This is a genomic window from Leptolyngbya sp. GGD (genome assembly GCF_026735145.1).
Taxonomy (GTDB): Bacteria; Cyanobacteriota; Cyanobacteriia; order Leptolyngbyales; family Leptolyngbyaceae; genus Leptolyngbya; species Leptolyngbya boryana.
Genome location: NZ_JAPQKE010000015.1, coordinates 1 through 26,516, shown reverse-complemented (window position 1 = coordinate 26,516; position 26,516 = coordinate 1). Strand labels below are relative to the sequence as shown.

The 26,516-nt window shown below is 47.2% G+C and carries 17 protein-coding genes; 15 read left to right on the top strand and 2 right to left on the bottom strand.

The features are described from left to right. The 9 genes from mobF to OU814_RS30745 all read left to right on the top strand — a co-directional run bounded on the left by mobF (window position 1) and on the right by OU814_RS30745 (window position 8,603). Window positions 1-1,497, top strand: a complete 1,497-nt coding sequence (mobF, locus tag OU814_RS30785) for a MobF family relaxase (protein WP_268243239.1) — start codon at window positions 1-3, stop codon at window positions 1,495-1,497. 6 nt (window positions 1,498-1,503) lie between these two features. Beyond that, window positions 1,504-2,304 (top strand): hypothetical protein, encoded by an 801-nt coding sequence (locus OU814_RS30780; protein ID WP_268243238.1) that lies wholly within the window; start codon window positions 1,504-1,506, stop codon window positions 2,302-2,304. A 1-nt stretch (window position 2,305) separates the two neighbouring features. After that, window positions 2,306-4,084, top strand: a complete 1,779-nt coding sequence (locus tag OU814_RS30775; protein WP_268243237.1) for a type IV secretion system DNA-binding domain-containing protein — start codon at window positions 2,306-2,308, stop codon at window positions 4,082-4,084. Between the two features lie 3 nt (window positions 4,085-4,087). Further along, a complete protein-coding gene (locus OU814_RS30770) occupies window positions 4,088-4,630 on the top strand; it encodes a hypothetical protein (RefSeq protein ID WP_268243236.1) in 543 nt (180 codons plus the stop codon). Window positions 4,631-4,676: 46 nt separating this feature from the next. Further along, entirely contained in the window at window positions 4,677-5,063 is a 387-nt protein-coding gene (locus OU814_RS30765; protein ID WP_268243235.1) for a hypothetical protein, read from the top strand. Between the two features lie 20 nt (window positions 5,064-5,083). Beyond that, on the top strand, window positions 5,084-5,827 hold the full coding sequence (locus OU814_RS30760) for a hypothetical protein (RefSeq protein ID WP_268243234.1): 744 nt from the start codon (window positions 5,084-5,086) through the stop codon (window positions 5,825-5,827). 75 nt (window positions 5,828-5,902) lie between these two features. Beyond that, the gene (locus tag OU814_RS30755; protein WP_268243233.1) at window positions 5,903-6,643 is read left to right on the top strand and encodes a hypothetical protein; all 741 of its coding nucleotides are present in this window, start codon (window positions 5,903-5,905) and stop codon (window positions 6,641-6,643) included. Window positions 6,644-6,731: 88 nt separating this feature from the next. Continuing rightward, window positions 6,732-7,346, top strand: a complete 615-nt coding sequence (locus OU814_RS30750) for a hypothetical protein (protein WP_268243232.1) — start codon at window positions 6,732-6,734, stop codon at window positions 7,344-7,346. Window positions 7,347-7,637: 291 nt separating this feature from the next. Further along, complete coding sequence (locus OU814_RS30745; protein ID WP_268243231.1) at window positions 7,638-8,603, top strand: tyrosine-type recombinase/integrase; 966 nt, start codon at window positions 7,638-7,640, stop codon at window positions 8,601-8,603. Between the two features lie 96 nt (window positions 8,604-8,699). Here OU814_RS30745 and OU814_RS30740 read toward each other — a convergent pair whose 3' ends face one another. Continuing rightward, the gene (locus OU814_RS30740; RefSeq protein WP_268243230.1) at window positions 8,700-12,290 is read right to left on the bottom strand and encodes a DEAD/DEAH box helicase; all 3,591 of its coding nucleotides are present in this window, start codon (window positions 12,288-12,290) and stop codon (window positions 8,700-8,702) included. Window positions 12,291-12,324: 34 nt separating this feature from the next. Further along, window positions 12,325-13,608 carry a hypothetical protein gene (locus tag OU814_RS30735; RefSeq protein WP_268243229.1) on the bottom strand — a complete coding sequence of 428 codons (1,284 nt, stop codon included), beginning with the start codon at window positions 13,606-13,608 and terminating at the stop codon, window positions 12,325-12,327. A gap of 485 nt (window positions 13,609-14,093) precedes the next feature. Here OU814_RS30735 and OU814_RS30730 point away from each other — a divergent pair, with 485 nt between their 5' ends. The 6 genes from OU814_RS30730 to OU814_RS30705 form a co-directional block, all read left to right on the top strand. Continuing rightward, entirely contained in the window at window positions 14,094-17,189 is a 3,096-nt protein-coding gene (locus tag OU814_RS30730) for an anti-phage-associated DUF499 domain-containing protein (protein ID WP_268243228.1), read from the top strand. Window position 17,190: 1 nt separating this feature from the next. Further along, window positions 17,191-17,835, top strand: coding sequence for an anti-phage-associated DUF3780 domain-containing protein (locus tag OU814_RS30725; RefSeq protein WP_268243227.1), 645 nt, complete (start codon window positions 17,191-17,193; stop codon window positions 17,833-17,835). Between the two features lie 3 nt (window positions 17,836-17,838). Beyond that, window positions 17,839-20,889: an anti-phage-associated DUF1156 domain-containing protein gene (locus OU814_RS30720; RefSeq protein WP_268243226.1), complete on the top strand. Its 3,051-nt coding sequence runs from the start codon at window positions 17,839-17,841 to the stop codon at window positions 20,887-20,889. A gap of 57 nt (window positions 20,890-20,946) precedes the next feature. Beyond that, window positions 20,947-22,764 (top strand): GmrSD restriction endonuclease domain-containing protein, encoded by a 1,818-nt coding sequence (locus OU814_RS30715; protein ID WP_268243225.1) that lies wholly within the window; start codon window positions 20,947-20,949, stop codon window positions 22,762-22,764. Next, entirely contained in the window at window positions 22,761-25,529 is a 2,769-nt protein-coding gene (locus OU814_RS30710) for a phospholipase D-like domain-containing anti-phage protein (RefSeq protein WP_268243224.1), read from the top strand. The genes OU814_RS30715 and OU814_RS30710 overlap by 4 nt, the downstream gene beginning before the upstream one ends. 298 nt (window positions 25,530-25,827) lie before the next feature. Beyond that, window positions 25,828-26,516: hypothetical protein (locus OU814_RS30705; protein WP_442786165.1), on the top strand; the 689-nt coding region annotated here is incomplete at its 3' end.

Genomic DNA, 26,516 nt, shown 5'->3' with positions numbered 1-26,516 from the left:
ATGGTCGTATCAATCAAAAAAGTCACCCTTGGTGGTGAACGATACTACGCTGACTTAGCCCGAGAAGATTACTATACAAAAGAAGGTGAGCTGCCCGGACAGTGGCTTGGTCAAGGTGCGATCGCATTAGGACTTGATGGAGTAATCCATCATCACGATCCCCGCCTTACAGCTTTGTTTGAAGGACGGCATCCCTACGATGGAAGTGAGCTTCGTCGTGGTGCGACTACAGTGCGCCACTATGAGAGACCCGATGGAAGCGTAAAGGTTCATAGCCCTGTGGGAGCGTATGACTTTACGGTATCCCTTGATAAGTCGGTATCAGTATTGTGGGCGGTCTCCCCTGTAGAAGCTCGTGAGAGTATCCAAGCAGCTCATAGTGAAGCGCTTCATGCAATGGCTCGTTTCATGGAGACACAATGCTACACCCGCACAGGTGAAGCAGGCAGAAACCATGAATCAGTCAAAGGTGTCTTTGCACGTTTTGATCACAGTGTCTCGCGATCGCTTGATCCCCAAATTCATTCCCACTTGCTTCTTCTCAACGTTGGCATTCGTGCTGATGGGCGAGCAGGAGCGCTCGACGGAGAGAGACTTCTCCATCTTCAGTTTGAGTGCAGCAAAGTGTATGACGCGGAGATGCGGCAGCAGTTATACGATCGCTTGGGTCTTGTAACGGCTGAGAAACCCCTTTCTAAGGGAATGAGTTTTGAAATAGTCGGTGTGCCTCAAGACCTTTGTAGAACGTTCTCTAAGCGCCGCCAGGAGATTGAGAAAGTGCTTTCTCCCCACGATACGGCAAAGCAGGTTCAAGTTAAGGTGCTCGCTACGCGAAGCCCGAAAGTGAAGAACTTCGATCGTGAGGCGTTGTTTACGCAATGGCACAAGGTAGGGTGTGAATTTGGTTTTGATGCTCAACGGTTTCTCGAAGAATCGCGTGAGCGAGCAAAATCTAAGATTTACGATCCCATTGAGGAGAGAAAGTCAGAGAGTCGCCCGCCTCACGTTTTGTCGAAGTATCAAAGGGAGCAGTTACTTCAATACCACAGGAAGGCAAGGCGTTACTGGAAGAAGGTTGAACGTAAATTTGATCGAGCACTTCAACGACGGCAAAAGCACAGAGCACGAATGAAGCGAAAAATCTTAGTGCTCTATGCAACGGGAAAAATTTCTCGTGCCGATTATCTCCGGTACACCGAGGGGCGAGGCTTACCTACATCTCAACTTGGGATCAATCTTGCCTATGCAACTCGCCGAATCAGTCGGAAACAACAGCGCTTTCTCCTTCAGAAACATGGGCATGAACGAGTGAAAGAACCACGTACGAGGGTGGGTATTGAGATTGCGTACATGAGTGATCGTATTTCTGCACTACAGCGCCTTACGTTGCTTAAAAAACATGGGCATTTCAAGAAGGCTGCGCCAGCGCCTCCGGTGTTTCAACAAGAGCCTTTGATAAAGCAACGATCGACAGATGAACACGAGCGTGAGAGGTAAAACAGGATGGCTTTGACGGCAGAAAACAGAGGAACGCTCAAGTGGATTCGGGTCGTAATAGTCTCGGTACTTATTGGTGTGTTGCTTGGGGGAGTATTTGCGTCTGACTTTCTCATGACTGTTTTCATGGGAATGCCAAGAACTCATGATGAGGAACGTTGGGCGATAATTATCAACTACTCAACGTATCATTTCCTTATCAAATGGATGTTTGCGCTTATCGTGGTGGCAATTGGGATCAATATTCAAAAGCGATATGAGAGCCTCCTTGACTTACGGTTGAAGCACAGAGTTATTTTCCATGAAGTTCGAGCGTTTGTAATGGCACCAAACGCGGATGAGCCAAAGCGTGACTATCTTTGGGCGTTTGTCTCAACAGTTGCTCAAATGACGCTTCCTTACCTTGGTGGATGTCTTGGATTATTTCTTTTCCCAGGGCTGACTTCTGCCTTTAATTTGCCAGTAGATAGCTCTTCTCTCGTTGCTGGAGGCTTGTTCGTATGGCTGTTTTTTGAAAGCGGTCTTATGACATTGATTCCTGGAGTACCGCTGTTTTTTTACGGGGTCATTCTGGGACCGCTTATTTTGATTCTATTGTTTGCTGCTTTGAGGGGAACGGGTGATTTTGGAGTAGTTGCAATTGGGTTTCTCATCGTTGTTTTCCTTGCGGGATCAATGTTTACCGAAGCTCTTGTAAGTATGGTCTTCTTTAGTTTTCGATTGGCAGATGAAATCCGCAATGCACCTTGGATAGTGCCTATGTTGCTCCGCCTTCAAGAGGAACAAGGGAAGATTCGGAGAAGGTAAAATGAAGAGAATATCTCGATTCTTTAAGGACTTTTTTGGAAATTCTCCACCTGCTGCAATAGGGCAGCGTTCAGCGATTCACGCTCTTGTGACTAATTCGCTAAAAGAGCTTGAACGCCAACCACCGAGTATGAAAGACATTTTTCTCGGTCAATCTGCTAGTGGTGAGTACATCCGATTTGGAAGTTGCTTTATACCTATTGAATGGACGGCGTTCCACACAATTTACTTTGGAGCAACTGGTGCAGGGAAAACGAATCTCTTAAATATGCAAATTTCGGGAGTTCTCGATACTCTCAAGCACAATCCCACACGACGAGTAATTATTAATGATTATAAAGGAGATGCGCCTGCAATACTCAAAGGGCATGGAGTAGAGTATGTCATGCTGTCAGTTGATTATCAGGAGGGACATGCTCCCGACATTGCCAAGGATTTTGATAGTTATAATCAACTCAGGCAATTTGGATTTCATCTCATTCCTGAGAGGAACCAGAGTGATCCTTTTTGGGAAACTGCATCCCGCCTCGTTTTAGCTGGTGTCGCTCAATCGTTTTTTCACACTCAAGGGACTAACTTTAAGCTCCACGATTTTGACTGTCTTCTTCAACAGGATTTCGCAACACTTTTGCGGGTCTTAGCTCAATGTCCCAGTAATAAGAATATTGTTCGTTTTATTCTGAGCGAAGTAGCAGAGAAGACTTCAGTGAGTGTCATGGCTAATCTGATCGCTGAAATTGGGAAAATTTCACACGCATCAGGGCATAGCCAGAATGTGGGCAAATACTTGAGTGTTCGAGAATTTCTATTTAGTCAAACTCCGCCTGCTCAAGTTTTAGTCATTAGTCAACGGAAGAGTACTCGAGAGGTAACAAATCCTCTGATGGGGATAGTAATTGATCGAGTCATAGAGCTTTTTCTTGATAGCCCTGAACATAGAGATGTATACGGTAACGAAAAACCGCCATGGCTGTACATCTTCAATGATGAGTTGGCTGCATCGGGTAAGTATAAAAAGATTAGAGAATTTGTCAGTGCAGCCCGTAGCAAGGGAGGCTCTGCTTTCTTAGCTACTCAGGATGTTAATGGGCTTCAAGAATTATATGGAGAGAAAGCGACAGGTTCGATTGTAGGAAATTGCAACTTTAAAGTCATGTGCAGTGCTCCTCTTGATGGGGTTACGGCTCAATGGATGGCCAGCTTCTTTGGTGAAAAGCAGTACGCGCAGCTTGTCCCGTCTAGTATTTCTTCTGATCCTAAAAGCGGAGAAATTAGTCTTTCAATGCGGCTTGATCGATTTAAGCAACAACAGTTCACCAGTGGGGATTTTACTTCTATTCCATTGGCGAGTAAGGAGATCGGAATCAGTGCGGTCTTTCATAATCCCATTAATAAGGATTCTTATTTTGACACTGTAGAGCCGCAGTTAGTAGACGAATACAAGCGCCGTTACTTTCCTGTATCTCAACCTACGCCTCTTTCGCCATCGATGGAGTTAGTTGGAGGCTGGAGTGAAAGTGAACGAAGACGCTTTGTTGAACCAGAGGTTTCTCCTACTCGATCTGCAACTCACATAAGCAACGATGTTGACTTAGAAATTTTCAATGCGGCGGTTGATGTATTAGCAACTCTCGTGAGTGCAAACCCTAACGACAAAATTGGTGAGGTGTGGAAGCGATGCGGCGCAGTGCTGGAGGAAAGAATGATTCCTGATCTTATGAATATGTCAGAGGCAGAGAAGCAGCGAATTCTAGCTCAATTCAACAGTAAGGAGGTTTAGATAATGGCGCGTATTCCCCAGATTCAAGAGCTGGTGCAATCAGAATACACCAAAAAAGATTTGGAAGCGTTATTTGATATCAGCGATAATACGGTGATTACGACGCTTAAAGCGTGTGGTCTCTCTACTTCAGTTCGCCAGTACACGATAGAAGAGATAAGGGAGCGCTTCTTCCCTGCGCGACAGATGTTTGATGCAGGGAAATCATCTACTGAGATTGCTGATTTCTTCTCGATGAAATCGGCTGAGATGCAAGAGGAGCATGGTGATGTTTCAGGTGCAGAGAAAGAGGCAGAGTTTGCTGATTTGATTGAGGATCAGATGGTTGCAGCGGTCTATGACTATGCCTATGAGCGAGCAGGACAAGTAGTCCCCATAGTGCGGAGTATTTTGCTTGACGCGCTTAAGGATCGCATTTTGGATGAAGATCGCAATATTAGAGGTCAGCGAGTGCGAGAGATTGCGCGGCGTTGGAGAGCAAAAACATACCTTAATGGCTCTAGTGAAGAGATTGAGGGTGTCGAACCGCCTGAAGAATCAGGGTGAGTAGCGGCTTTGTTAATAGATAACTACTACAAGGAGCAAGTCGTGAATGATGTTTATTGTTGTGCTCGGAGCACTGTCTCTAGGGGTTGTATTTTGGTACGTGTCCCCGATTTTTTCAGGACGAGGGGGAAATTTCTTGCTCGTTGTGGGATTGGCTGTTTTGGCACTTTGTTTTGGGATGTTTGGTACACCGGAATTTGCTCCAAAAAATGACCAATCAACGGGTATTTTGCCTGGTACGTTAGGTGATAAGAGGCAGCTTGTCGAAACGCTTACCCAAAAGCGCGAAGAAATGAAAGAGCAAATACTAGCGTCTCGCGATTGGGGTGCTGTACTTCGGATGGCAGGAGAGGCTCGTGAGCTTGAGAAGAGAGCGGAGCGGGTGAAAAGTGATTATGAGAGAGACCGTAAGAGTCCCCCTTCAGAGCATTGAGGATAAGGAGTGTAACTGTAATGAAGTGTAATGCAAAGGATCTAGGAATTGTAGCTGGTGCTTTAGTGTCTGCTATGTCTGTAGTTGGAGTTCAAGGCTTGCCGTCTAATGCGCTGACTCAGAATGAAAGCAGCAAACTTTATAATATGTGCGCCACGGACTCTTCACGTGCTTGCGGAAAGATCCAAGTTCTTGTGAATGGGAGAAATGAAGATAAAGCAACAGGTGCGTATCAAGCGAACTTGGAAGGAGGAGTATGGTGGTTGTTTCCGTCAAATGTTACCCCAGTTAGACTTTTAAATGTATCGATGTACAGGCGAGACGACACTGCTTTACCTACTCCTTGGTCAGTTTTGTACAGAGTAGTAGCAAGGACTGAGCGAGGAACCCAGATGGTGCGGTTTTATGCAGGGAATTGCTTGAAGCGAGAGACAAGGTCCCGGAACGCTACTCTTGCCTACAACTCGGCAACGCTTTTTTATCTAGGTACTCAAGAGGTGCAGGGGCAGAGTGTACTTAGGGAGAAGAAACCTAATCGTTTAGAAATGACCTCTGTAGATGGAAGAGAATATCTTACGCTTTCTACAGCCTGCTATATTGCTTACGACGTGCAGTATGTCAGAGACCTTATTCGTCGAGGAACAGTGAGTGATTTTTTTGAGAGAGATCCTGAACTTCCTGACCCTGAACGTCCGAATAGAACGTATAATTTTAGGAGTTTTGAACCGGAACCCTATCGATTTCCTGATGGAAGGCCATATTAATAACTTCAATTAGAAACTGTCTGGTGAAAGCGCTTCATATAGTTCTATCACCCATAACTTAGTAAAAGAGTAGTCATGGGTGATAGAACTATGATGCGGGGAGAGAACAGCGTAGAAAAGTTCAAGGAGTTTTATCTCTGGCTTGCTATAGAGGAAAACTACTCTGATCAAGCGGCGGGAAAGTATGCGAGACGACTTGCACAACTGTTTCCCCTGCTCCAGGAGCGCTTTGATCATTGGTTTCACACTAGAGAATTGAAGGATGATCTGAGGATCTGTGGATGGTCGATCGGTGAGATTGTCAAACACACAGAGTGTTCTCTTTACCATGCGTTTCTCTATTTTGATGATGCTTTTAGTACTCCCTGGTCGTGGGAGAAGACTGATCGATCTTTGTGGGAGCGAAATCGCCGCCTCCTATGGGATATGCCTTCCACCCAGGAGTTTTTCCGTACATTAGGATGGAAAGAGGAAGAAGACTGCTTTCCGGCACATTGGGAGCTTGTTCGGTGGTTTACTACGTATGAGCATAATTCAAGGGTATCTGCTGAATGTGGGTCTAAAGATCTTATCTACATGGCAGTACGACCACTTATGGAGCGGTTTAGTGAGTGGTGGACAACTGGCAGTCTGCGAGATGATTTAGAGGTTGGTGGGTGGTCAGTAGGGCGTTTATTGAACACTTATGTTCGAGGAGTTCCAGTAGCTTTCTCTGAATTCAACTATTTATTTTTTGACTGCATTCAAGGTAGAGTTGATAGGTTCAATGAAATGGCTCAAAACCCTGCTCTCTATCAGCCTATCGACTTACATTGAACATTCAAAAAACAGTAGTAGCTATACTTATAGCTATGCTTCTTAAGTTCCTCTGCCATTTTTTGAAAAAACAGGATGGTTATGAGTTGTGTATATTCGGAGCGAGTACATTGAAGAGGCAAAGATTGATCAGATTCAAGAATTACGTCCTGAACAGTGGCAGAAATTGAACACTTCAGATCGCTGTGCAGTTTTGCAAAAATGTGCGGATGCAATTGCTGAATTTGAGGGGAGACCTAAGGATGTGATCGTTGCCGAAATGTACTTTTTTGACTCCAAAACCAAGGGTGAGTTTCACCCGAAGGATGAGACGCTCAAGACTAACACGATACTCATTAGCCACGAGGTGTTGAAATGCGATGATCCTTACATTGCGTTTGGTGTGTTAGTTCACGAGTCGCGCCACGCCTATATTTGCCATGCTATGGATACCCCTGGCTTTCACCCAGGTCAAGAGCAAGATATCTGGCTTAAGGATCGCCAGAATGCACATGCAAAATCTCCGGGTCGTGCCAGCAGTGAGATTGAGAAATATTGTGACTTAGCACAGAAGTCTCTTGTAGATAGGCTTAAGAAGGAGGTGCATCCACAGCAACGCTCTAAAGAACAGTTGGCAATATTGCTATATCTTTGTCAGGAAAAGCAGGCAGCGCTCGAGATACAAGCTCAAAAGCAAAAGGATGAGAAAGAGCGCGATCGCTAATTCAGTGATCAAGTAGTTGGGCGCGACACTGACAAGTTCCCTAATCAGTGCCCTTTATCCATCGTCGCCCCCAACTGCTGCATTTCAGTGTAGCGATCCCTTCGCCCGTCAAGAGCTTTCGCGGCATATCCTCCTTCGCTCCTTCGTCGCTTTGTCCGGTATTCCACGGTCTCTTGACTCGAGGTTTTTATCTCAACATTAATATATGACATAACCCCTTTTTATGTCATATATTGATACCACCTCTGACCAAAGCTCTTTCATCTCAACAGAGTAAACTTTGGACCCCCTATGAAGGACATCACCCCCTTAGCCGTACCTTCCTCATCGTTCGTTCTGCCACCTGTGATTGCTCAAGCAGGTGAAGAAACATCGAGACGCTTTGTTGAATTCTTTCTTGTCAGCATCCGCAACGAAAACACCCGCACTGCGTACGCTCAAGCAGTGCGCCAGTTCCTTGATTGGTGCGAAGAGCGAAGCATTACCTTTTCAGCGATTACTTCAATTACTATTGCTGCTTACGTTGAAAGCCATAGCCGTTCCTTTTCAGCTCCTACCGTCAACCAGCATCTTGCAGCTATCCGGTCTCTATTTCAGTGGCTAGTTGATGGAAAAATTCTCGATCGTAATCCAGCAGCAGAAGTAAGAGGCATCAAGCATCGCGTCAAAACGGGGAAAACGCCTGTGCTCTCTGACGAAGAGATGAAGCAGCTTTTAGAGGGAATTGACGTTTCCCATGTGGTCGGCCTTCGCGATCGCGCATTGATTGCAACTATGTTTTATAGCTTTGCGCGTATTGGTGCTGTGGTTGGTATGTCTGTAGGAGACTATTTCACCAAAGGACGACGTACGTGGATTCGGCTTCATGAGAAAGGAGGCAAATATCATGAGGTGCCTGTCCATCACACCGCAGAAGCGTATTTAGATGAATATATCAATGCTGCTGAGATAGCTGATGAGAAGAAGGCTCCCCTCTTTCGTACAACAATCGGGAGATCACGAAAGCTTACAGAACGACGATTAGAACGGCGAGAAGCGTGGGCAATGGTTAAACGCCGTGCGGAAGATACGGGTGTGAATACTGACGCATGTAATCACACGTTTCGAGCAAGTGGCATTACCAACTACCTGAGAAATGGAGGGAGCCGCGATAACGCCCAGAAAATTGCTGCTCATAGTGATGTTCGCACAACGGCTTTATACGATCGTCGAGATGAAAGCATTAGTCTGGATGAAATTGAGCGTATTCGCTTGTAACCAGACAATTCATTTTCTCATTCGGTCTTAAATACTCCCCATAGATTGTAAAGAGCTGAGACGCATAACCCAAAGCCCTTGACGTATTCAACTCATTTATACGTAAGGTGATGTAGAAACGACTTGATCCCTCGAATTCAGCGTAAAATCACGATTAGTCAAATACTCTGGTTGCCAGTTCTCTGGTCTTGAACAACGTGCAAGCGGGAAACCAGCTGGATCAAACCAGCGAATTTCATCTTCACTTGTGACTGGAATTACACGCCAAGATTGGGTGTGAGCATTTCTGAAATCCCTCAGTAGTGAGACATTGAATCGAGAGACAGGGGATGCCGTTGTATTTCCGGGTATAATCTCCCGGAACGATCTTTGGACCCAATCTTTGATTGTTGCAGCATTTAACCGCTCGTTTGGCTCTACACCGGAAACGCTTTGATAATAGGCTTGTGCCAACTCTTCAGCATCGCGTCGATTGCTGACTTGATCAGCTCTCGCAAGCAAGTACGCTGCTACTGGGTCCAGTGTTCCCCATACGAGTAGCTCTTTCATCCAAAAAACGATCCAAGGAAGTCCGGTTTGAGGCCAGTTTTCGAGGGACGAAGTCATCTGTTCACCACCAAAGGCTTCATCTATCGCGAGCGCAATAAAACTACCAACGCCCCAATTAAAGCGATATCCAAAGTTCTGACTGACAAAACCATGCCAATCTGAAACCTGAGAATCAGTTGGTTGCCTTGGCGCTTCTCGATGACGAAGCCACCAGCAAAGAATTTCATCCCACGTTACCTGTCCACGAGGTTCTTTGATCCTAAATTTTGGAATTTGTCCCACAGTTTCGATCGTCGCTTGCAGATATCTCAACTGTTGTTCCTGCGACCATTCAACATAGTCCCTGCCCGACACAAGATGCTCCCTGAGGGGCGCGTATAATGCTAAAAGCTGGTTCCCGGAGCGAGGGGGTAAGCTGGTGCGATATAGCCGACGCCGCTGATTCAGGTCAGGGTAGATTGTTGTTTTTAAGGATCGTCCTCTTAGTACGAATAGCTGCTCTAATCTTGTCTCGGAATGATGGGCATAGTATGCATATGTTTGTCTCCATACTGCTTGAAGACGTTCTTCTAGATCGCTCAAGCTTAACTCCTGTGTAGCGATCAGCTCAATTTCTACTAACGCTGACAATAGCACGCTATCAAGGGTATCAAGCGATTCTATTGCCTGAGATTCTTCATCATCAATATTGCTCCCGTTACCACCAAGCGCGAGTGGTGCAGTTTGCTCCAACCAGACCAGGAAGTCTCCACGCTGTTGATTCTCTGATAATCTCTGCCACTGCTCTTCCAAGTCCCTAAGCAGCGTCGCCAAGGCACTAATTGCTCCCGCAGAATTATCTGTATCTCTTTGATTCCGAAACTCGCGGATTAAGGATGCATAGAGGTTACGATCACTCCTAATTCGCCGATCATTACTAGGTACATTCATCAAAACAACAAGACTTCGTCCTTCTGTTCCTATACCAGGACGTCCTGCTCGGCCAACTAAATTGCCAAACTCTTGAACGGAAAGATTCTCAGGTTGTGTGCCTGAATGCCGTTTTAGAGAAGGAATAAGTACTGTCTCAAACGGCAGGTTCACCCCCTCTGAGAGAGTTGATGTTGCAAGCACCAACGTAATGATACGTTTATCTATTAGCTCGATGAGCAGGCGTGCCATTAATCCAGGCATCTTTGAATGGTGCACAACAACTCCTTTTTCCAGGAGCCTATACTCGCGAGATCTACGACCAAAATAATCCTCACAAGACAGCAAACTTCTTTCCCACAGTCTTCGTTTACTGTCATCGGTAGGAGGTTGAAAGAACGGAGGGATCTCATTTCTCCACGTTCTCAGCAATCTCAGAAAGTCATCGGCGTAACCACCAATTTGTTGAGTAATAGAAATAAGTACCGATCTCGATTCGCCCCTCTCATCTAAAGATGCTAAATTCATAGCAGCCCAGAATAAGAATGGACGCATTCGTTTGGCAGGTGAGTCATGTGATTCAATCCTTCCGGCGGCTGGGTACGCTCGAAAAGGATTCGGAATAAACGGAGTTTCCGACTCCGCTTCCCCTTGGAACTGTAGACTAGCTCCGTCTAACAAGTCGTATCGAATCTCAAAGCCTCTCCCTGGCAAGCATTCGAGCCGACCAATTAGCTGCCGTGTACTTCGATAATTGATTTTCACAGGCGTAGCATCAACCTGACGAGTTACCCAACCTGCTAGTGCGTTTTCTGATTCGGCTGCAACTGCGGAAAGTGCAATGACGCGGCTTCGTGCAGACAGATAGTTAAAGAGCCGCGCTCCAAGTGCTTCTAACCGTAACTCCCGACTTTCAGCTTTGCGTAATGCTTCTAAATTTCCTTTAAACTGAACTGTATGGGCTTCGTCAATCACCACTAGAGAAACGCGGTGAAGAAACATAGGACCAAGGAACTTCATTAACGCTTCTGCTTTCTCATACGTACAGATCAAAACTGTACGTTCCTCCGAAGTAAGCCAAGCATCCGTTGGTCCCCAATCTGTTCCTCCATACAAACCTGTGACAATAATTGGTTCATGCCTTGGTGCGACATTTTTCAAAACTCGCGCCAATTTCGCCTCAACTTCAGTGGCAAGGGCTCGAGACGGCACTAAATAAATGATTAGCGGAGCAACTCCGCTAGAGTCACTGGGAGCCTGTCCTGGTAGAAATAAACTCTGAAGAATGGCTATCTCTGCGATTGTGGTTTTTCCTGATCCTGTGGGTGTGCATAGAGCAAAAGATTCACCTGTCACTAATTGTTCAATCCCTCGCACTTGAGAAGTCCAAGCAAGCGCTCGACCGGCAAGATAGTTCTGCCGCAGATACTTCTCCAGTACAGACTGCCCAGATTCACTGATTTGTCGTGAAAGTTCGTGTAGGTGAGATCTCATTGAGCTTGCCACATAACTTGAAGCAACCTCAGCACAAAGCTTAGCCAGTAACCAAGAATACGGGTTGTAATCGTGGAGGAGAGCTTTTCCAACTGCATCAAGCTTTCTGATCGCACGTTCTATGCGAACCTCATCCCCCCACCTCATTGCAGCACAAAGAACACCCAAAGCACTTGACGTTTCACGGATAATTAACGAATGCAACTGTTCTGAGATCAGTAGTGTGTCTGATAAAGGTTGATCATAGTTCGTTGGTGATGTAGACCAATAGCCTGTAAGTTGGCGAAATAAATCCACGAAATCCGCTTTTAATAGGGCAACGAGGATTCTTGACTCCTGCTGTGAGATTGCCTCCCTCTTCAATATTCCAGCTGCCATTGCTGGATAGCCAGCAATTTGGTACGCTGCTGATGCTAATAAAAGAACTGGTATTTCCTCTTGATGTTGTTCAGACAACGAAAGCCACTCTAGGATTTCCCCAGATCTTCGCATCGCACTGCGCCAACGCTCATCGCCAATTTGCTTTTGAATCAGGGCAGCATTAATAAGACGGATTACGTCATTTAATCGTTGAGACGACTCTCCTTGCCTCCAACTTGGCAGACCTGGTTGATTCTCAATAAGCCGTTGATGGTGACTATAAAGCTTTGCAAAAGAAGGCAGTAGCGCGCGTCCTGCAAACCGTTCGATCAGGTCTGAAGATAGAGAGATAGTTTCATCATTTGCCTGAACCATCCGTTCCTCGCTGAACTACGCAAGAAATGACACCCTACTGAAGAGACTCTAACTTCTCATTCTTTTCCCACTGAATAATGTCTATTTCTTTGTCTCCCGTTACGTTACCACTTAAAATAGGCTCTATTTGTAAATCCTTGCGAGCAGTCGTATCGCGCACCTTTAACTTTAACTCTACTTTCATCTGCCCGCCGTTAAGCACGACTGCACCTGTTTCCTCGAAAGCTTGCCTAATATGGGTATCTTTCGAGAGAACGTCTCGATATACCCCTAGAGAACTCACCTCCACAATCGCTCGATACCCATCAAAGCTAAGCAATCGGCAATGCTGACTCACGAGCTCTTTTACTTTCTGTGGAGTGACGCACCTCACGATATCCTGCCAAAGCTCATCTAGTAGAGCTGGCGATTTTATGGAAATGATAGCGATCTCCTCTTTCTGATAGACTGCTTCTACCAATCCTTCAACATCATGAAGCAGAACCTCTACCGCTTCTAAGCGACGATTTGCAGTGTACTTTATATGCGGTTTAGAGCGAGAAATTAGCTCAGCTCTAGCGGGAGGAAGTCCACAAATGTAACTCACCAAATCGCATCGTTCGTAATTGATCGTATTCCTCCTCACAAATTGAAGCCTTTGTAAAGCGTGAATCCATGCAACTGCATTCGGATCGGTCGGATAATCTTTGAGGAGTTCGACCAATTTAAGATAATCAACTGGAACAAAGTTACCTTCGCTGGCTTTCTCGTGAGCATCCTTGATCATTTCAGTATTGTGCTTTGAGGTGCACTTTGCTTCGCAGACAAGGGCACGAATGATATTCCCTTCTGAATCCCGCTCAAATGCAAGCATGTCATCGCCAAATCGACCAGGGCGAGTCTTAGGAGGTTCACCATTCTGGCGGTACATCTCAAACTGATGAAACGCAGAGTGATGGTGCCGGAAGGCAAAAATTGGAACCTCCCACTGATGGCCAAGCGGATCTAGATTTTCAGCGATCACGCCTGCAAATATTTCGCCAAAATATCCCTTTAATTGTTGAAGCGGAAATATTCGAGGGTAATCCTCTAATGGATACTCAGAATCAGCTCCCCCTAGTGGATCCAGCGACTCACCCAGCAATTTACGAAAATGCCTGCGAAAATCTTCATGCGCTTCATGAACCAGAATTTGTAACTCTTGAATAGAAGCTGAACGGTGATCTAATTGCTCCTCCAAGCGACAATGCCGATACTTTTTATCAGTTGATTCCGTCACTACAGGTATCAACCAATTCGATAGGTTTTTAAGGCTTGCCTTTCTTGCTGCTCTAATCATGTAACCTATGCGTCGTTCCCTTTGGGCTGGATTCAGTATAAACCCGCCCCTTTTCGGAAGCATCTCATCAATTTCTTTGTCTTCTATATAACCTAATACAAATTTTCTTGCTGACTCTGTGTATGAATCAAGCTGAAACTTTGCTCAATACACCGTTGTCTGCCTAAGCTCCTCTTGGCATTCAAAACATGTCTCGTAGTGCGTGAATCTGCCAACGTTGATGGAAACTCGTTGTCCGCCAAAAGGATGGAATCATTTCTTCTCGATAGAAATAAATCTTGGAAAGTTTTTATTGGTGTAACTATCTTTACACAATCTACATCAGCTTCTTCCTGAGAAGCTGAGTAAATCGAAGTACTTTTAATAGCTCTGTAAATTTCGGTGGGTCAAATGGGCACTCTATGAGTGCCCTATGGGCACGAGCACCTTTGGTGTAGATTCCTCCTTCTACTCGGTATATTTGGCAACTCAAGGAGAGAGCCCGCATGTTAAAGACGGTGAAAGACGCCTGTAAAGTTCATGACTCTACCCTTGACTACCAAGTCGCCGGAGGCGTGGAGAGCTTGGCTCAGGTTATTGATGCAAAAGATGAAGGAAAGGCGTTCTTTGAAAAGAGCTACTTAACGCGGGGAATGGAAGACCTTCTACGTGAAGGGCTCCTTAGACTGTCGGGACAGACTAGCCAAGCTCTCTTTGAATTAGCTCAAGCAATGGGAGGCGGGAAGACTCACTTGATGAGTGCCTTGGGACTCTTAGCTAAACACCCTGCTCAACGTGCCAACCTATTGCCACCGGATGTTCTCAGTCGGCTCGATGGAACCTCAGCTCGGGTAGCAGTGTTTGATGGGCGAGAGAGTCCCCATCATTACCTCTGGGGTGAAATTGCCAAACAGCTTGGAGCCGAAGAGGCTATGAAGCCTTTCTGGCAAAATGGGCCGAAGGCACCAGGGAAGGAGCATTGGAAAGAAATTATTGGCGATCAACCAACGCTCATTCTATTTGATGAGCTACCCCCCTACTTTCTTGAAGCTCGCACGGTTACCGTAGGGAAAGGGTCGTTAGTGGACGTGTTGACCCGCGCTCTGTCGAATTTATTTGCAGCCGCATTAGAACTACCTCGTTGCTGTGTAGTGCTCGCTAACCTATCGGATAGTTACAGCGACCAAATCAAGGAAGTCCGTAAACTGGTCGCTGACGTTCAACGCGAAGCCTCTCGACAAGCTAAGGTTATTACGCCTGTTTCCCTAGAGGGCAGCGAAATTTACTCAATCCTCCGCAAGCGCCTTTTTGTGTCTTGTTCCTCTGAAGAAGACATCGATGAAGTCGCTGAAGCCTATGCTGAACAGGTCAAAATTGCTGAAGATAGTGGCTACCTCACGGCTCGTAGTCTTGAGCAAATTGCGGACGAAGTCCGATCTACCTACCCGTTTCATCCCTCCTTTAAGCATCTTGTCGCTCTGTTTAAGGACAATCCTGATTTCCGCGAAACTCGAGGGTTGCTGCAATTTGCAGCTCGTGTTGTGAGATCCGTCTGGAAGCGAGAGCAGAATGACGTTTATCTGATTGGCACCCAGCATTTGAACCTCAACGACAGCGAAGTCATGAATGAGGTTACTGACATTAATCGCGCGTTGCGACCGGCAATTACTCGCGATATTGCTGACAATGGCAATGCTCATGCAGAAGAGATTGATGCCAATCTCAATAGTGATGCAGGCAGCCAAGTGGCTGCCATGATCCTCTCGGCCTCGCTTTCCTTAGCGTTTAAGGGACACTTAGGGGTTCGTCGAGAAGAGCTAATTGAATATCTTGCTGCCCCGAATCGGAAGCCGGAAGAATTTGCTCAAGCCTTTGAGCGACTACGAAAGAATGCTTGGTATCTTCATGCTGAGGGTGAGTTGTTCTACTTTAAAGAGACAGAGAATCTCACCAAACGGATTCAGCGAGAGGCTCAAAGCTTACCAAAAGCAAAAGTGGATAAAGCTTTGCGCGATCACCTAAAGGGTAAGCTCGAACCCCAATCAAAGCTTGCCTACCAGGAAGTGTTGGTAATGCCAGAAGTCGATGAGATCAGGCTTTCCACGCATCGGGTGATGGTCGTCGTACCTCCTGATAACACGGTGCCACCAGACGACATTCAGAGGTTTTATCGATCGGTCACCGAGAAAAACAATCTGCTGGTGCTCTCGGGGAACGATACCCATATGGCAAGCCGCGTAGAAGAAGCGCTCCGCGAACTGTATGCGATTACCAGTATCGCTAAGACCATTCAATCTAGTGACTCTCTCTATACTCAGGCCCAAGAAGCCAAGGAAGATGCCGAAAGAGCCTTTCTCCAAGCCCTCCAAGGGGCTTATAACCGGCTGTTTTATCCAACCGAAGAGGGACTGCAACCGGCCACGATCGAGAATGGCTTAAAGTTTGGTCAATCCAGCGAAGACAGCGTGGAAAAACAAATTGAAGCCATGCTGGCAAGTATGCGGTGTGACAATAAACTTGCTCTCGATGCAGAGACTGATCCGCTTGCCTACTTTGGTATGGCTGAAGAAGACCTCTGGCCGCAGAGCGATCGACGCACACCTTGGCGCGATGTGCTAATGCGGGCGAAGAGCGAACCAGCGTGGCCATGGTTGCCCGGAAGTAGAGGCCTTGAAAAACTCAAAGTTCAAGCGATCGCTCAAGGACGGTGGCGGGAAGGAAGTGATGGTTACATCGAAAAAGGCCCATTTCCTAAGGAGAAAACAGAAGTCAATATTGTGGATCAACGCGAAGATTCCACGACTGGCGAAATCATTATCACGCTAAACCCTAAACACGCCGGTCAAAACCCTAACGTGCACTATGGGCTTACCCCGAATGTCAGCACCGAGGACCCAGTGGTAGAGGACCTCGATGCGTTTCGGACGAAAGAAGCAACCCTCTATTTCCTGGCGATTGATACTACAGGGCTCCACGAACCAGGCGAGCCGAAGCGGTGGGTAGCGAAGCTCAAGATACGTCACCAAGTTCATGATCACCCGGATCACCGGACGGTAGAACTTGCGGTCACCCCTCAGGCAAAACTTCAGTACACCCTCGATAGCACCAATCCTCGCCATGGACGGGTGTATGACGGTCCCTTCCCTATCGGTGATGAGAAGGTGATGCTCCAGGTCTTTGCCACTGCTGGCGACGCAACTGAGACTACCGTTTTTACGATTCAAGAAAAGGGAATTAAACGGGCTCAGATCGACGAAGCAAAACCAGCCAAACTCATCGGGCACAAGCCACGGTTTGATACCACCAACACGGTCTTTAAGTTAATCACGGAATTTAAGGAGCGTCGGGGCGTGATGTTTAACGGCGTTACCCTCAACGTTGGCGAAGGAGAACACGCGGTGCAAGTGCGCTTTAACGATCGCCCCGTCACTCCATGCGTTTTAGAGAAAGTCATTGCTTCTCTCCGTGAAAATCTGGATGAACCAGACGCGCTCGTGCAGTTAACTATTCGAGATGGTGCGAAATTTGACACTGGTTTTGACTTAAAAGCCTTTGCTGAAATCGCAAACATCGAACTTACCCCCGACAAAGTGGAGCAGTGACATGGCTTTAGCGGCTGTGCAGATGAGAGATATGGGCAACGAACGTAAGAGAGGACCGGCGATAAAACCAGCACACGCAACTCAAGGATTCGGTGTACCGCTTACCATTGCACCTCACCACTTTGTTGTGGTCATCCCACGCGGCAGTCGGCAGCCAGTTCAAATTACCGAAGATTTGGGAATGCACGCACAAGGCGATGCAACAGATGTGTTGGATCGCGTGATCATCTCCCGGCCTGTGTGGAACGAAATTGCTACCCCTGTAAAGCGCACGTTTAACGAACGCCTCAAGGCTCATAATCTCAAGCCGGGTCAGTGGAAGGTGGGAGAAAACTTAGTCGATCGATTGCTCGGGAAAGAGCTATGTGTCCTAGCGTGGGCTATTGAAGATCTCGATCCAGACAGGGTGGGCACCGCGCTACGAAACTGGCTAGCCCTTCGCCCTGAGGAACGATGGTGGTTGTTCGGTATGACAGCGTCTACCGTCGGTGGTCTCAACGATCGAGGGCGGGGCTGGCGAATGGCTTTGCGTTACGCCTTAGGCGACACCCCTCAAGCAACGATTCAAGAACCGCGACGTGGCGGGAAAAAGTTAGATGAGAGCATTTACGCAACACTGCCCCTGTTTCAACGAGAGGAGAGCTAAGTGATGGAGGCTGCGATCAAGATTACCCAACCAGCCCTAGAACCGCTGGCGTTAAAGGATGCTCCGTCACTCATTGAGCGCGTGTTTCCAGCGTTAAAAATTTCAGCAGAGGCGCAAAAGGAGCGTAAAGCTGGGGCAGGACAAACTCTAACGGCCCTCGGATCTTATTGGAAAGGCCGTAAGCCTTTAATTATGGTACGGGCGATTGTGCTGGGCTGTCTGTTGCCTGTAACAGAGGATTTGGAAGCTGATCTCGATATTTTTGAGAAACTAATGGCTATTGATGATGCCTCTTTTGGTCGCAGAGAACCAAACTTAAGGGTGGCAGAGATTGCTGAACGGATTACCTTGATTAATCCCTGGGATTATTTTGACTACACCATCAAAGGGGGACAGTACGATTTATCTGACATTGTCAGCCTCCATTTTCCACTGAAATTATCTCAGTATCCAGGATTGACCCTGCGTTGGAAGCGATCTTTAACAGATACAGAAAAACACCCTTTATTAACTCAAGCTTTAGAGGGACTGTCTTACGAACAAAAAGTAGCAATTTGTAAGCGCCCTGAAGAGTGCAATCCAGACGTGCTTTATGGACCTATTTGGAATGATATCAATGCTCGTCTAAGCCAGTTTGGTGTTCACGCTCACTCTCATGCAGAACTCGTGGAGCAGCTTGGGATTTTACGATACGGGCACCGTCCAAAAGTGGGAGATACGTTCTGCGGGGGAGGTTCAATCCCCTTTGAGGCAGCGCGATTGGGGTGTGATGTTTATGCCTCAGATCTCAATCCCATAGCCTGTATGCTTACCTGGGGAGCTTTCAATGTCATTGGAGCGAGCTCATGGAAACGGGCTGAAATTGAGAAAGCCCAAAAGGAAGTTGCAGAAGCTATCGATCGCGAAATTACTAAATTAGGAATTGAACACAACGAGCAAGGAGATAGGGCAAAAGTTTTCTTGTATTGCCTAGAAACTCGGTGTCCCCAGACAGGATGGATGATACCAATTTGTCCAAGCTGGGTCATTTCTAAAAATCGACGAGCTTACGCAAAACTTATTCCTGACTTTGATAGGAAGCGATTCGACATCAAGGTTGTGACTGATGCCAGTGATACTGAAATGCAATCTGCTGCGCTAGGTACGCTTCAAGGTGGCAATTTAGTGTATGAACTTGAAGAAAAAAGGTATTGCACACCGATTAAAACTATCCGAGGGGATTATCGAGCTGAGAGTGGTGAGAATCGCAATCGCTTGCGCTCCTGGGAAGCCCACGAATTTAAACCTTGCGCTGATGACATTTTTCAAGAACGGCTTTACTGCGTCCAGTGGATTACTAAAGAAACACTAAAACAATCCCGCCAAGAAACATACTTTGCTTCTGTAACTAAAGCTGATTTAGAACGAGAACAAAAGGTTGAAAACATCATTGAAGAAAATTTGGCTACCTGGCAAGAAAAAGGATGGGTGCCCGATATGCCAATTGAGCCAGGGGCTGAAACAACTCGGCTATACCGTGAGCGAGGATGGCGATATTGGCATCAGTTGTTTTCTCCAAGGCAGCTTCTTATACTTTCAACTTTGATGCGGCACTCGAAAGCAATTCCCGATCTACTTATCGATTTCTGCAAGGTATTAGACTATTCCTCTAAATTATGCCAGTGGACTCCTGGTAGCCCTGGTAGACCTGGTGTTGCAATAACTGGAGATAAGGTCGCACATGTATTCTATAACCAAGCACTTAACACGTTCTTCTCATATGCAGAAAGAAGTGCTTATGAGATTAGCGCTTACATATCTAGGTATGAGCGGCGCTCTCACCCTATGTCTGGGAGTTTTTCAGCTGTTAGTATAAATGCTCAGGATTTAAAGACCAATTGCAACCTTTGGATCACAGATCCTCCTTATGCGGATGCTGTTAACTATGAAGAAATAACCGAATTCTTTATTGCTTGGCTTCGCAAAAATCCTCCAATACCGTTTGATCAATGGATTTGGGACTCTCGTCGTACCTTAGCTATTAAGGGAGATGGTGAAGATTTTCGACAAGGAATGGTCAATGCCTACAAAGCGATGGCCACTCATATGCCTGATAACGCTCTTCAATGCGTCATGTTCACGCACCAAAACACAGGGATCTGGGCCGACATGGTGTCTATCTTCTGGGCTGCTGGACTTCAGGTGGTAAGCGCTTGGTACATCGCTACTGAAACCACCTCCGAGTTAAAACAAGGCGGCTATGTACAGGGCACAGTTACCTTATTACTTCGCAAACGATTGCAACCAGCATCGACCTTCAAGCAACGACTGTTGCCCCAAATTCGCAAAGAGGTAACAGCACAAATTGAGTCCATGATGCACTTGAATGAGGAAGCTCAGTCCCATGGCAAGACTGTTTTCAACGACTCAGACCTTCAAATGGCGGGCTATGCAGCAGCACTAAAAGTACTGACTCGCTACACTGAAGTAGATGGTCGAGACGTCACAAATCTTGCGCTCCAACCTCGTCAAAGAGGTGAAACGACTGTCGTCGATGATATTGTTACCTACGCCTCTGAGATTGCAAATACCCTTCTCATCCCAGAACGGCTCAAGGAACTCAATTCAGAAACCTGGAGCGAAATTACGGGAGTCGAACGATTTTACCTACGGATGGTCGCAATCGAAAAGACAGGCGCGTCCAAACTCGATAACTACCAAAACTTTGCGAAAGCTTTTCACGTGTCCTATCAACCCTTAATGGCATCTTTAAGCCCCAACCAAGCACGGCTAAAAGCCCCCAAAGATTTCAAATCGCGTGAACTTGCAGGCGGCGAATTAGGCGGAACGTTGCTCAGTGAAATTCTCATTGCCATTCAAGAGCTGCTTAACGATAAAGAACCGAAAGTCGTTATTGGGCAAATTCGCACCAGCCTCAATGACACCTATTTCCAGAAACGTAGTCACCTGATTGCGATCTCTCACTACCTTGCCGATATGTGGTGCGAGAAGCGACCCATGGAAGCTCAGAAAGCTGAAATCATTGCGAACCGCATTCGCAATGAAGGGATCTAAGCAGCTCTTTTCCCATGCCCTTTCACCCCCACCTATTCCCTCACTGCCCCTACTACAATGACTACCTTTGATAGTACAAAGCGTTCACTTCCTGACATTCTTAAAGATATTGTTGTTGGAACCATTCAACTTCCAGACTTCCAAAGGGGATGGGTATGGGACGATAGCCACATCCAAAGCCTACTTGTTAGCATTGGACGTTCCTTTCCAGTCGGAGCAGTGATGCTGCTTGAAACGGGAGGAGGCGTCCGCTTTCAGGTGCGGCCAGTAGAGAATGTGCTACTACCAGAACCCCTGCCTGTAGCATCAAAACTCATTCTTGATGGTCAGCAGCGGCTTACAACCTTGACACAAGTGCTCTCCCTGGATGGTCCCGTTAAAACGCGCACCCACAAAGGGAAAGCAATCAACCGTTACTACTACTTCCATATTCCAACAGCTTTAGAGGGAGGAGAGCGCCTTGAAGAGGCCTTAATTGCTGTGGATGAAAGTCGTCAGGTTAGATCTGACTTTGGCCGCAAACTTGACCTTGATCTTTCCTCTAGAGAGTTAGAGTGCCAACAATTGTACTTCCCTTGTAATCGAATTCTTTCTTGGGCAGAGTGGCTTCAGGACCTCAGCCATTTCAATGGGCAACACCTTTCCACCTTCTTAGAGTTTCAAAAGCGGTTTCTCGATGCGTTTGGGACCTATCAGGTCCCCATCATTGAGCTCAAGAAGGAAACTTCTAAGGAAGCCGTTTGCCTCGTCTTTGAAAAGGTCAACACGGGCGGAGTGCCTCTGTCGGTCTTTGAATTAGTCACTGCCAGCTATGCAGCTGATGGCTATAACTTACGAGATGACTGGTTTGGCAGTAAATTACGGTCGGTTGAATCGCGAAAAGAGCGGCTCGCAAAAGATCCTCTTCTCTCTATTGTTGAAGAGACCGACTTTCTCCAAGCTATCACCCTCCTCCACACTTTAGAGAAACGCCGGGTGGATTTAGCTGGGGGGAAACAGGGCAAGCAAGTTGCACCAGTCAGTGCCAAGCGTAGCTCTGTTTTGGAGTTACCCTTAGAAGCCTATCGAAACTGGTCCGATAAAGTAGAAGCGGGATTTCGATTGGCCGCCAAATTCTTGCGAAAGCAGGCATTTTATGATGTTCGAGAATTGCCGTACCGCACCCAGCTTGTACCGCTAGCCTCTGTTATGACGACATTGGGAGAGCGATGGCTGGAGCCTCGGATTTATGACAAGCTCACCCAGTGGTTTTGGTGCGGCATATTAGGCGAACTGTATGGCGGTGCCGTCGAAACTCGAATCGCCAATGACTTAGAAGACCTTTTGATCTGGGTTGACAATGACAAGCAGATTCCTCGCACCATTCGAGACGCCTCATTCCAATCGGACAGGCTCGATCGCCTCACCTCCCGCTTAAGTGCGGCGTATAAAGGTATCAATGTCTTAGTGCTCCGGGAAGGAGCCCGCGACCTTTTCTGGAAAGCCAGCATTACTGAACTAGATGCTCAAGAAATTGCGCTCGACATTCACCACGTCTTTCCGCGCGCCTGGTGCGAGACCAATCATATTCCCCGCCACCGTTACGACACAATCGTCAACAAAACACCCATCTCCTATAAGACAAATCGCATGATTGGCGGCGTGGCACCCTCAAACTATCTCCAAAAACTGCAATCTCATGCTCAAGTGTTAATTGACGATTCTGAAATGGATCGGATTCTTGGTAGTCACTGTATCCCTCCCCAACCGCTACGCACTGATGATTTTGACACCTTCTATCTAGAGCGGAAGCAAGCCCTACTGCTGCTGATTGAAAAAGCGATGGGGAAACAGCGGGAAGAGAGTGAGAATAACGATGAGGAAGAAATCATATGAATCAGCCGTTGATTCATCGCTTTTCGTCGAGAACTCATCGGCTCGATCGCACACTGCTGACCGAGTACTTACAGCAGGCTCGGCGCTATCACCGGATTGCAGGCTATTTCACCTCCTCTCTATTTGAGATCGCAGCCGAATACTTAGAGGGAATTGAGGACATCCGAATTGTTTGTAATTCCGATGTGCGCTCTGAGGATGTCAAAGTTGCCAAAGTACACGAGTCAAAACTGCTGGGGCGATTGAACACAATGCCAGTAGAAGCAGAGGTCCTCCTCAATAAACCTCGCTACCAATGGCTTTACCAATTTCTCAATCGTCACCCGAATGCCATTCGAGTCGCTCCCGATGATTTCTGCGGATTTGTTCACGGCAAAGCTGGCGTGATTGAACTTAGAGATGGACGCCAGATTGGGTTTATTGGCTCCATGAATGAAACGCGCTCAGGGTGGCAAGAGCACTACGAAATTGTCTGGGCGGATGAAAGTCCTGAAGGCATTGCATGGATTCAAGCAGAGTTTGATGCGCTATGGGCTAAGGCTGTGCCACTGCCTCGGGTTATCGTCCAGGAAATGGGACGAAGGGCTCATCGTGTAGAAATTCAAATCGAAGACGACGAGACTGACCAAGAGAACCTAGCTCCGGCTGCCTTGGTTGAATCCCCCATGTATCGGGAAGGACTCTCACTGGAACCTTGGCAGCGAGCGTTTGTCGCGGAGTGCATCAAGCATCTTCGGTGGCATGGCGTGGTGCGGCTCCTAATCGCGGATGAGGTTGGGCTCGGCAAAACTCTCTCCCTTGGCACCGCTATGTTGGCCCTGACGCTGTTGCATGAGCAGGAGGTTACTCAAGGTCGCGCCAACGGAAGGAGACGCCCTATTGTCATATTTGCGCCAGCAACGCTGACTGAGCAGTGGCAGACAGAGATGATTGATAAACTTGGGCTAGCTTGTGCCCGTTGGTCTTCGCAGAAAAAAGTGTGGCTTGATCCGGAAGGACGAGCAATTTCTCCCAGCGGTCCTGAGCAAATTGTGCGCTGCCCGCTCCGCATTGGCATTATTTCCACTGGGTTAATTATTCAGCCAACGAGAGAAAAGGAGTTGCTAAGCCACGTTAACTTTGAAGTTCTCATTCTGGATGAGTCTCATAAAGCCCGCACAAAACGAGGATTAGGCAAAGATGCTGGTGAACCCAATGCGTTATTGCACTTTATGATCGAAGCAGCGGGGCGCTCTAAACACGTCCTGATCGCAACTGCTACCCCGATTCAAACGGAAGTCGATGACCTGTGGGACCAACTCCGCATCTTGCACCAAGGCGATGGTCGTTTTGTGCTGGGGAGTGACTTTAGCCCCTGGCAATACTCTCAAGAAGCGGTGCCGGTTATCACGGGGAGAGAGCAGATCGACGATGAGGAGATTGCCTGGAGATTTTTGCGATCGCCACTCCCACCATTAGAATCCTCGGACGAGAGCGACTTTCGACGAGTCATGCACGAAATTCGGGGAGAGCTCGGCATCAAAGACCGTGAGTTTGACATCACCGCACCGATTGTGAAATTACCCCGTGCTGTCCGCGATGACATCGAGGATCTCTTGGATCGTGAACGCGAGGGGATGAGGTTCTTCCAACGCCACAATCCGGTCGTTCGTCATGTCGTCCTTCGCAAACGAAAGGTCTTGGAAGAAGCAGGACTGCTGCAACGAGTCGGGGTAGACCTCCATCCCAACCAGGAACTCTCTCGGGATCCCAACGCTTTTGCCATTTTGTTTCGACGGCGAGCTTTAAGAACCGATGAAGCCTTTGATAGTGCCTATGAAGCGGCGGATGCTTTCGGCAGAGCCTATGGGCAAAGTGGGAAGAAAGCTGGGTTTATGAAGAACCTCTTGAAACAGCGCTTGTGCTCAAGTTGGGTTGCAGGGCTCAATACCGCTCGAAAACTGCTGGAAGGCCAAGCGATGGAGGATGAGAGCGAATATGAGTCTGACCAAATTTTAGATATCTCATCCGCTGAACAAGAGGCGCTTCAGGCTCTAATCAGTGCTTTAGAACAGATGCAGGGAGAGGACCCCAAACTGAAAGCAGTCAAGCACTACCTCGTTCAGGAAAACTGGCGTCAGCACGGCTGCATTATCTTCAGTCAGTATTACGACACAGCCGCGTGGGTTGCAGAACAGCTCGCAGCGCTTTTCCCCGATCAGCTCATTGGTCTCTACGCAGGCGCTGGTAAAAGTGCTCTCTTTCGAGGACCGCAGGACCGCAATAGTGCGGAGCGAAAGACGTTAAAAACCTTAGTCGAAGAACAAGCCATTAAAATCATGGTTGCTACCGATGCAGCCTGCGAAGGTCTCAACCTTCAACGCTTAGGAACTTTGATTAATATTGATCTACCCTGGAACCCAACTCGCTTAGAGCAACGCATTGGCCGGATTAAACGCTTCGGGCAAACCCGCCCCAACGTGGACATGCTCAACTTGGTCTACCAAGACACGGTGGATGAAACTATTTATGAACGTCTTTCTGAGCGGATGCGGGACCGCTTCGATCTCTTTGGATCGCTTCCCGATACGATCGAAGATGAATGGATTGAGAACATTGAAATTCTAGACGAAAAGCTTGATGAGTACATTAATGCTCAAAAGCGGGTCAATGGATTTGACATCCGCTACAACGCAAACCTGGATGCAGCAGAAGATGAATGGCGAAACTGTGCAAAAGTTCTTTCACGCCAAAGTGTCGATACGCTGATGCGAAATGGATGGTAAGGCCGTTAAACCTCACTTATATGCGAGCTTTGCAGAGGCCTATCCTAATGAGCACATTGTTTAACAGACTGTCTTAGACAAATTAGAGCAGGAGTTAGGCTCTGCCGCTACTGCACTGGAAGCAGAGCAAATTGATGAGGATATCCCTTAATCACTTTTGTCACGCCCTGTGAGGTATCAGGGATGAGGAATCGAAGAGGATATTGATAAAGCCAGCGTATTCTTAAAATTCTTCTTTACTTCGCTTCCAAAGCTGTTATCACTGCAAAAGCTTCCAAAGCATTTGTTCATCTGCTCGATGACTATCCATTACACACTGCCTAAAAGCTTTGCTGAATTACAATTTCAGGCGCTCAAGAAGGCGTTCATTCATAGCCTCATTGCTACGGTATGCACTTTTTCGGTGATTGCTATCGTAGATTCGGTAGTGCTTAGTCCGACTCTCACTTTTCTTGTCGGGCTTCCCATGATGGTGTCCTATCTTCGCGTTATAGGACTTGTGTGTGATGCCGTACTCATCAGTTATGCGCGTGCTCAAGAGAAAGCCCATCGGGGAGGGAAGGAAGTGCTTGGTGCGCCACCACAGCGAGACTGTTTCGCGAAGGCACTTTTAGAGACGCGCCAAGCAGGAAAGAAGATTTTGGACCGCTATTTAATTGGTTTTGAGTTAGAGACCGGAGCGCCCCTTTGGGTTTCAGATGATGACCTTTGCACCCATGCCGCCGTATTTGCAAAAACGGGGGTAGGGAAAACGCTATGGCTTGAATCTTTGCTTTTTCAGCAGATGCTTCGAGGACGAGCCAGCGGCTGTACGTTCATTGATGCAAAGCGAGATTCTAGCACGTTGGCGCACATTATCTATATGGCGCATGTTACTGGAAGGATTGAAGACCTCATAGTAATTGATCCGCTCAACCCTATTTATTCTTACAATTTTGTCGCAACTCATCAACGACCCGACGTAAAAGCTAGGAAAGTTCTGCGGGC

Bases quoted from the DNA above. Each gene is read 5' to 3' on its own strand.
- OU814_RS30760 (WP_268243234.1), top strand. From the start codon at position 5,084: ATGAAGTGTAATGCAAAGGATCTAGGAATTGTAGCTGGTGCTTTAGTG.
- OU814_RS30745 (WP_268243231.1), top strand. From the start codon at position 7,638: ATGAAGGACATCACCCCCTTAGCCGTACCTTCCTCATCGTTCGTTCTG.
- OU814_RS30730 (WP_268243228.1), top strand. From the start codon at position 14,094: ATGTTAAAGACGGTGAAAGACGCCTGTAAAGTTCATGACTCTACCCTT.
- OU814_RS30710 (WP_268243224.1), top strand. From the start codon at position 22,761: ATGAATCAGCCGTTGATTCATCGCTTTTCGTCGAGAACTCATCGGCTC.
- OU814_RS30775 (WP_268243237.1), top strand. From the start codon at position 2,306: ATGAAGAGAATATCTCGATTCTTTAAGGACTTTTTTGGAAATTCTCCA.
- OU814_RS30770 (WP_268243236.1), top strand. From the start codon at position 4,088: ATGGCGCGTATTCCCCAGATTCAAGAGCTGGTGCAATCAGAATACACC.
- mobF (WP_268243239.1), top strand. From the start codon at position 1: ATGGTCGTATCAATCAAAAAAGTCACCCTTGGTGGTGAACGATACTAC.
- OU814_RS30715 (WP_268243225.1), top strand. From the start codon at position 20,947: ATGACTACCTTTGATAGTACAAAGCGTTCACTTCCTGACATTCTTAAA.
- OU814_RS30780 (WP_268243238.1), top strand. From the start codon at position 1,504: ATGGCTTTGACGGCAGAAAACAGAGGAACGCTCAAGTGGATTCGGGTC.
- OU814_RS30735 (WP_268243229.1), bottom strand. From the start codon at position 13,608: ATGATTAGAGCAGCAAGAAAGGCAAGCCTTAAAAACCTATCGAATTGG.
- OU814_RS30755 (WP_268243233.1), top strand. From the start codon at position 5,903: ATGGGTGATAGAACTATGATGCGGGGAGAGAACAGCGTAGAAAAGTTC.
- OU814_RS30720 (WP_268243226.1), top strand. From the start codon at position 17,839: ATGGAGGCTGCGATCAAGATTACCCAACCAGCCCTAGAACCGCTGGCG.
- OU814_RS30765 (WP_268243235.1), top strand. From the start codon at position 4,677: ATGATGTTTATTGTTGTGCTCGGAGCACTGTCTCTAGGGGTTGTATTT.
- OU814_RS30740 (WP_268243230.1), bottom strand. From the start codon at position 12,290: ATGGTTCAGGCAAATGATGAAACTATCTCTCTATCTTCAGACCTGATC.
- OU814_RS30725 (WP_268243227.1), top strand. From the start codon at position 17,191: ATGGCTTTAGCGGCTGTGCAGATGAGAGATATGGGCAACGAACGTAAG.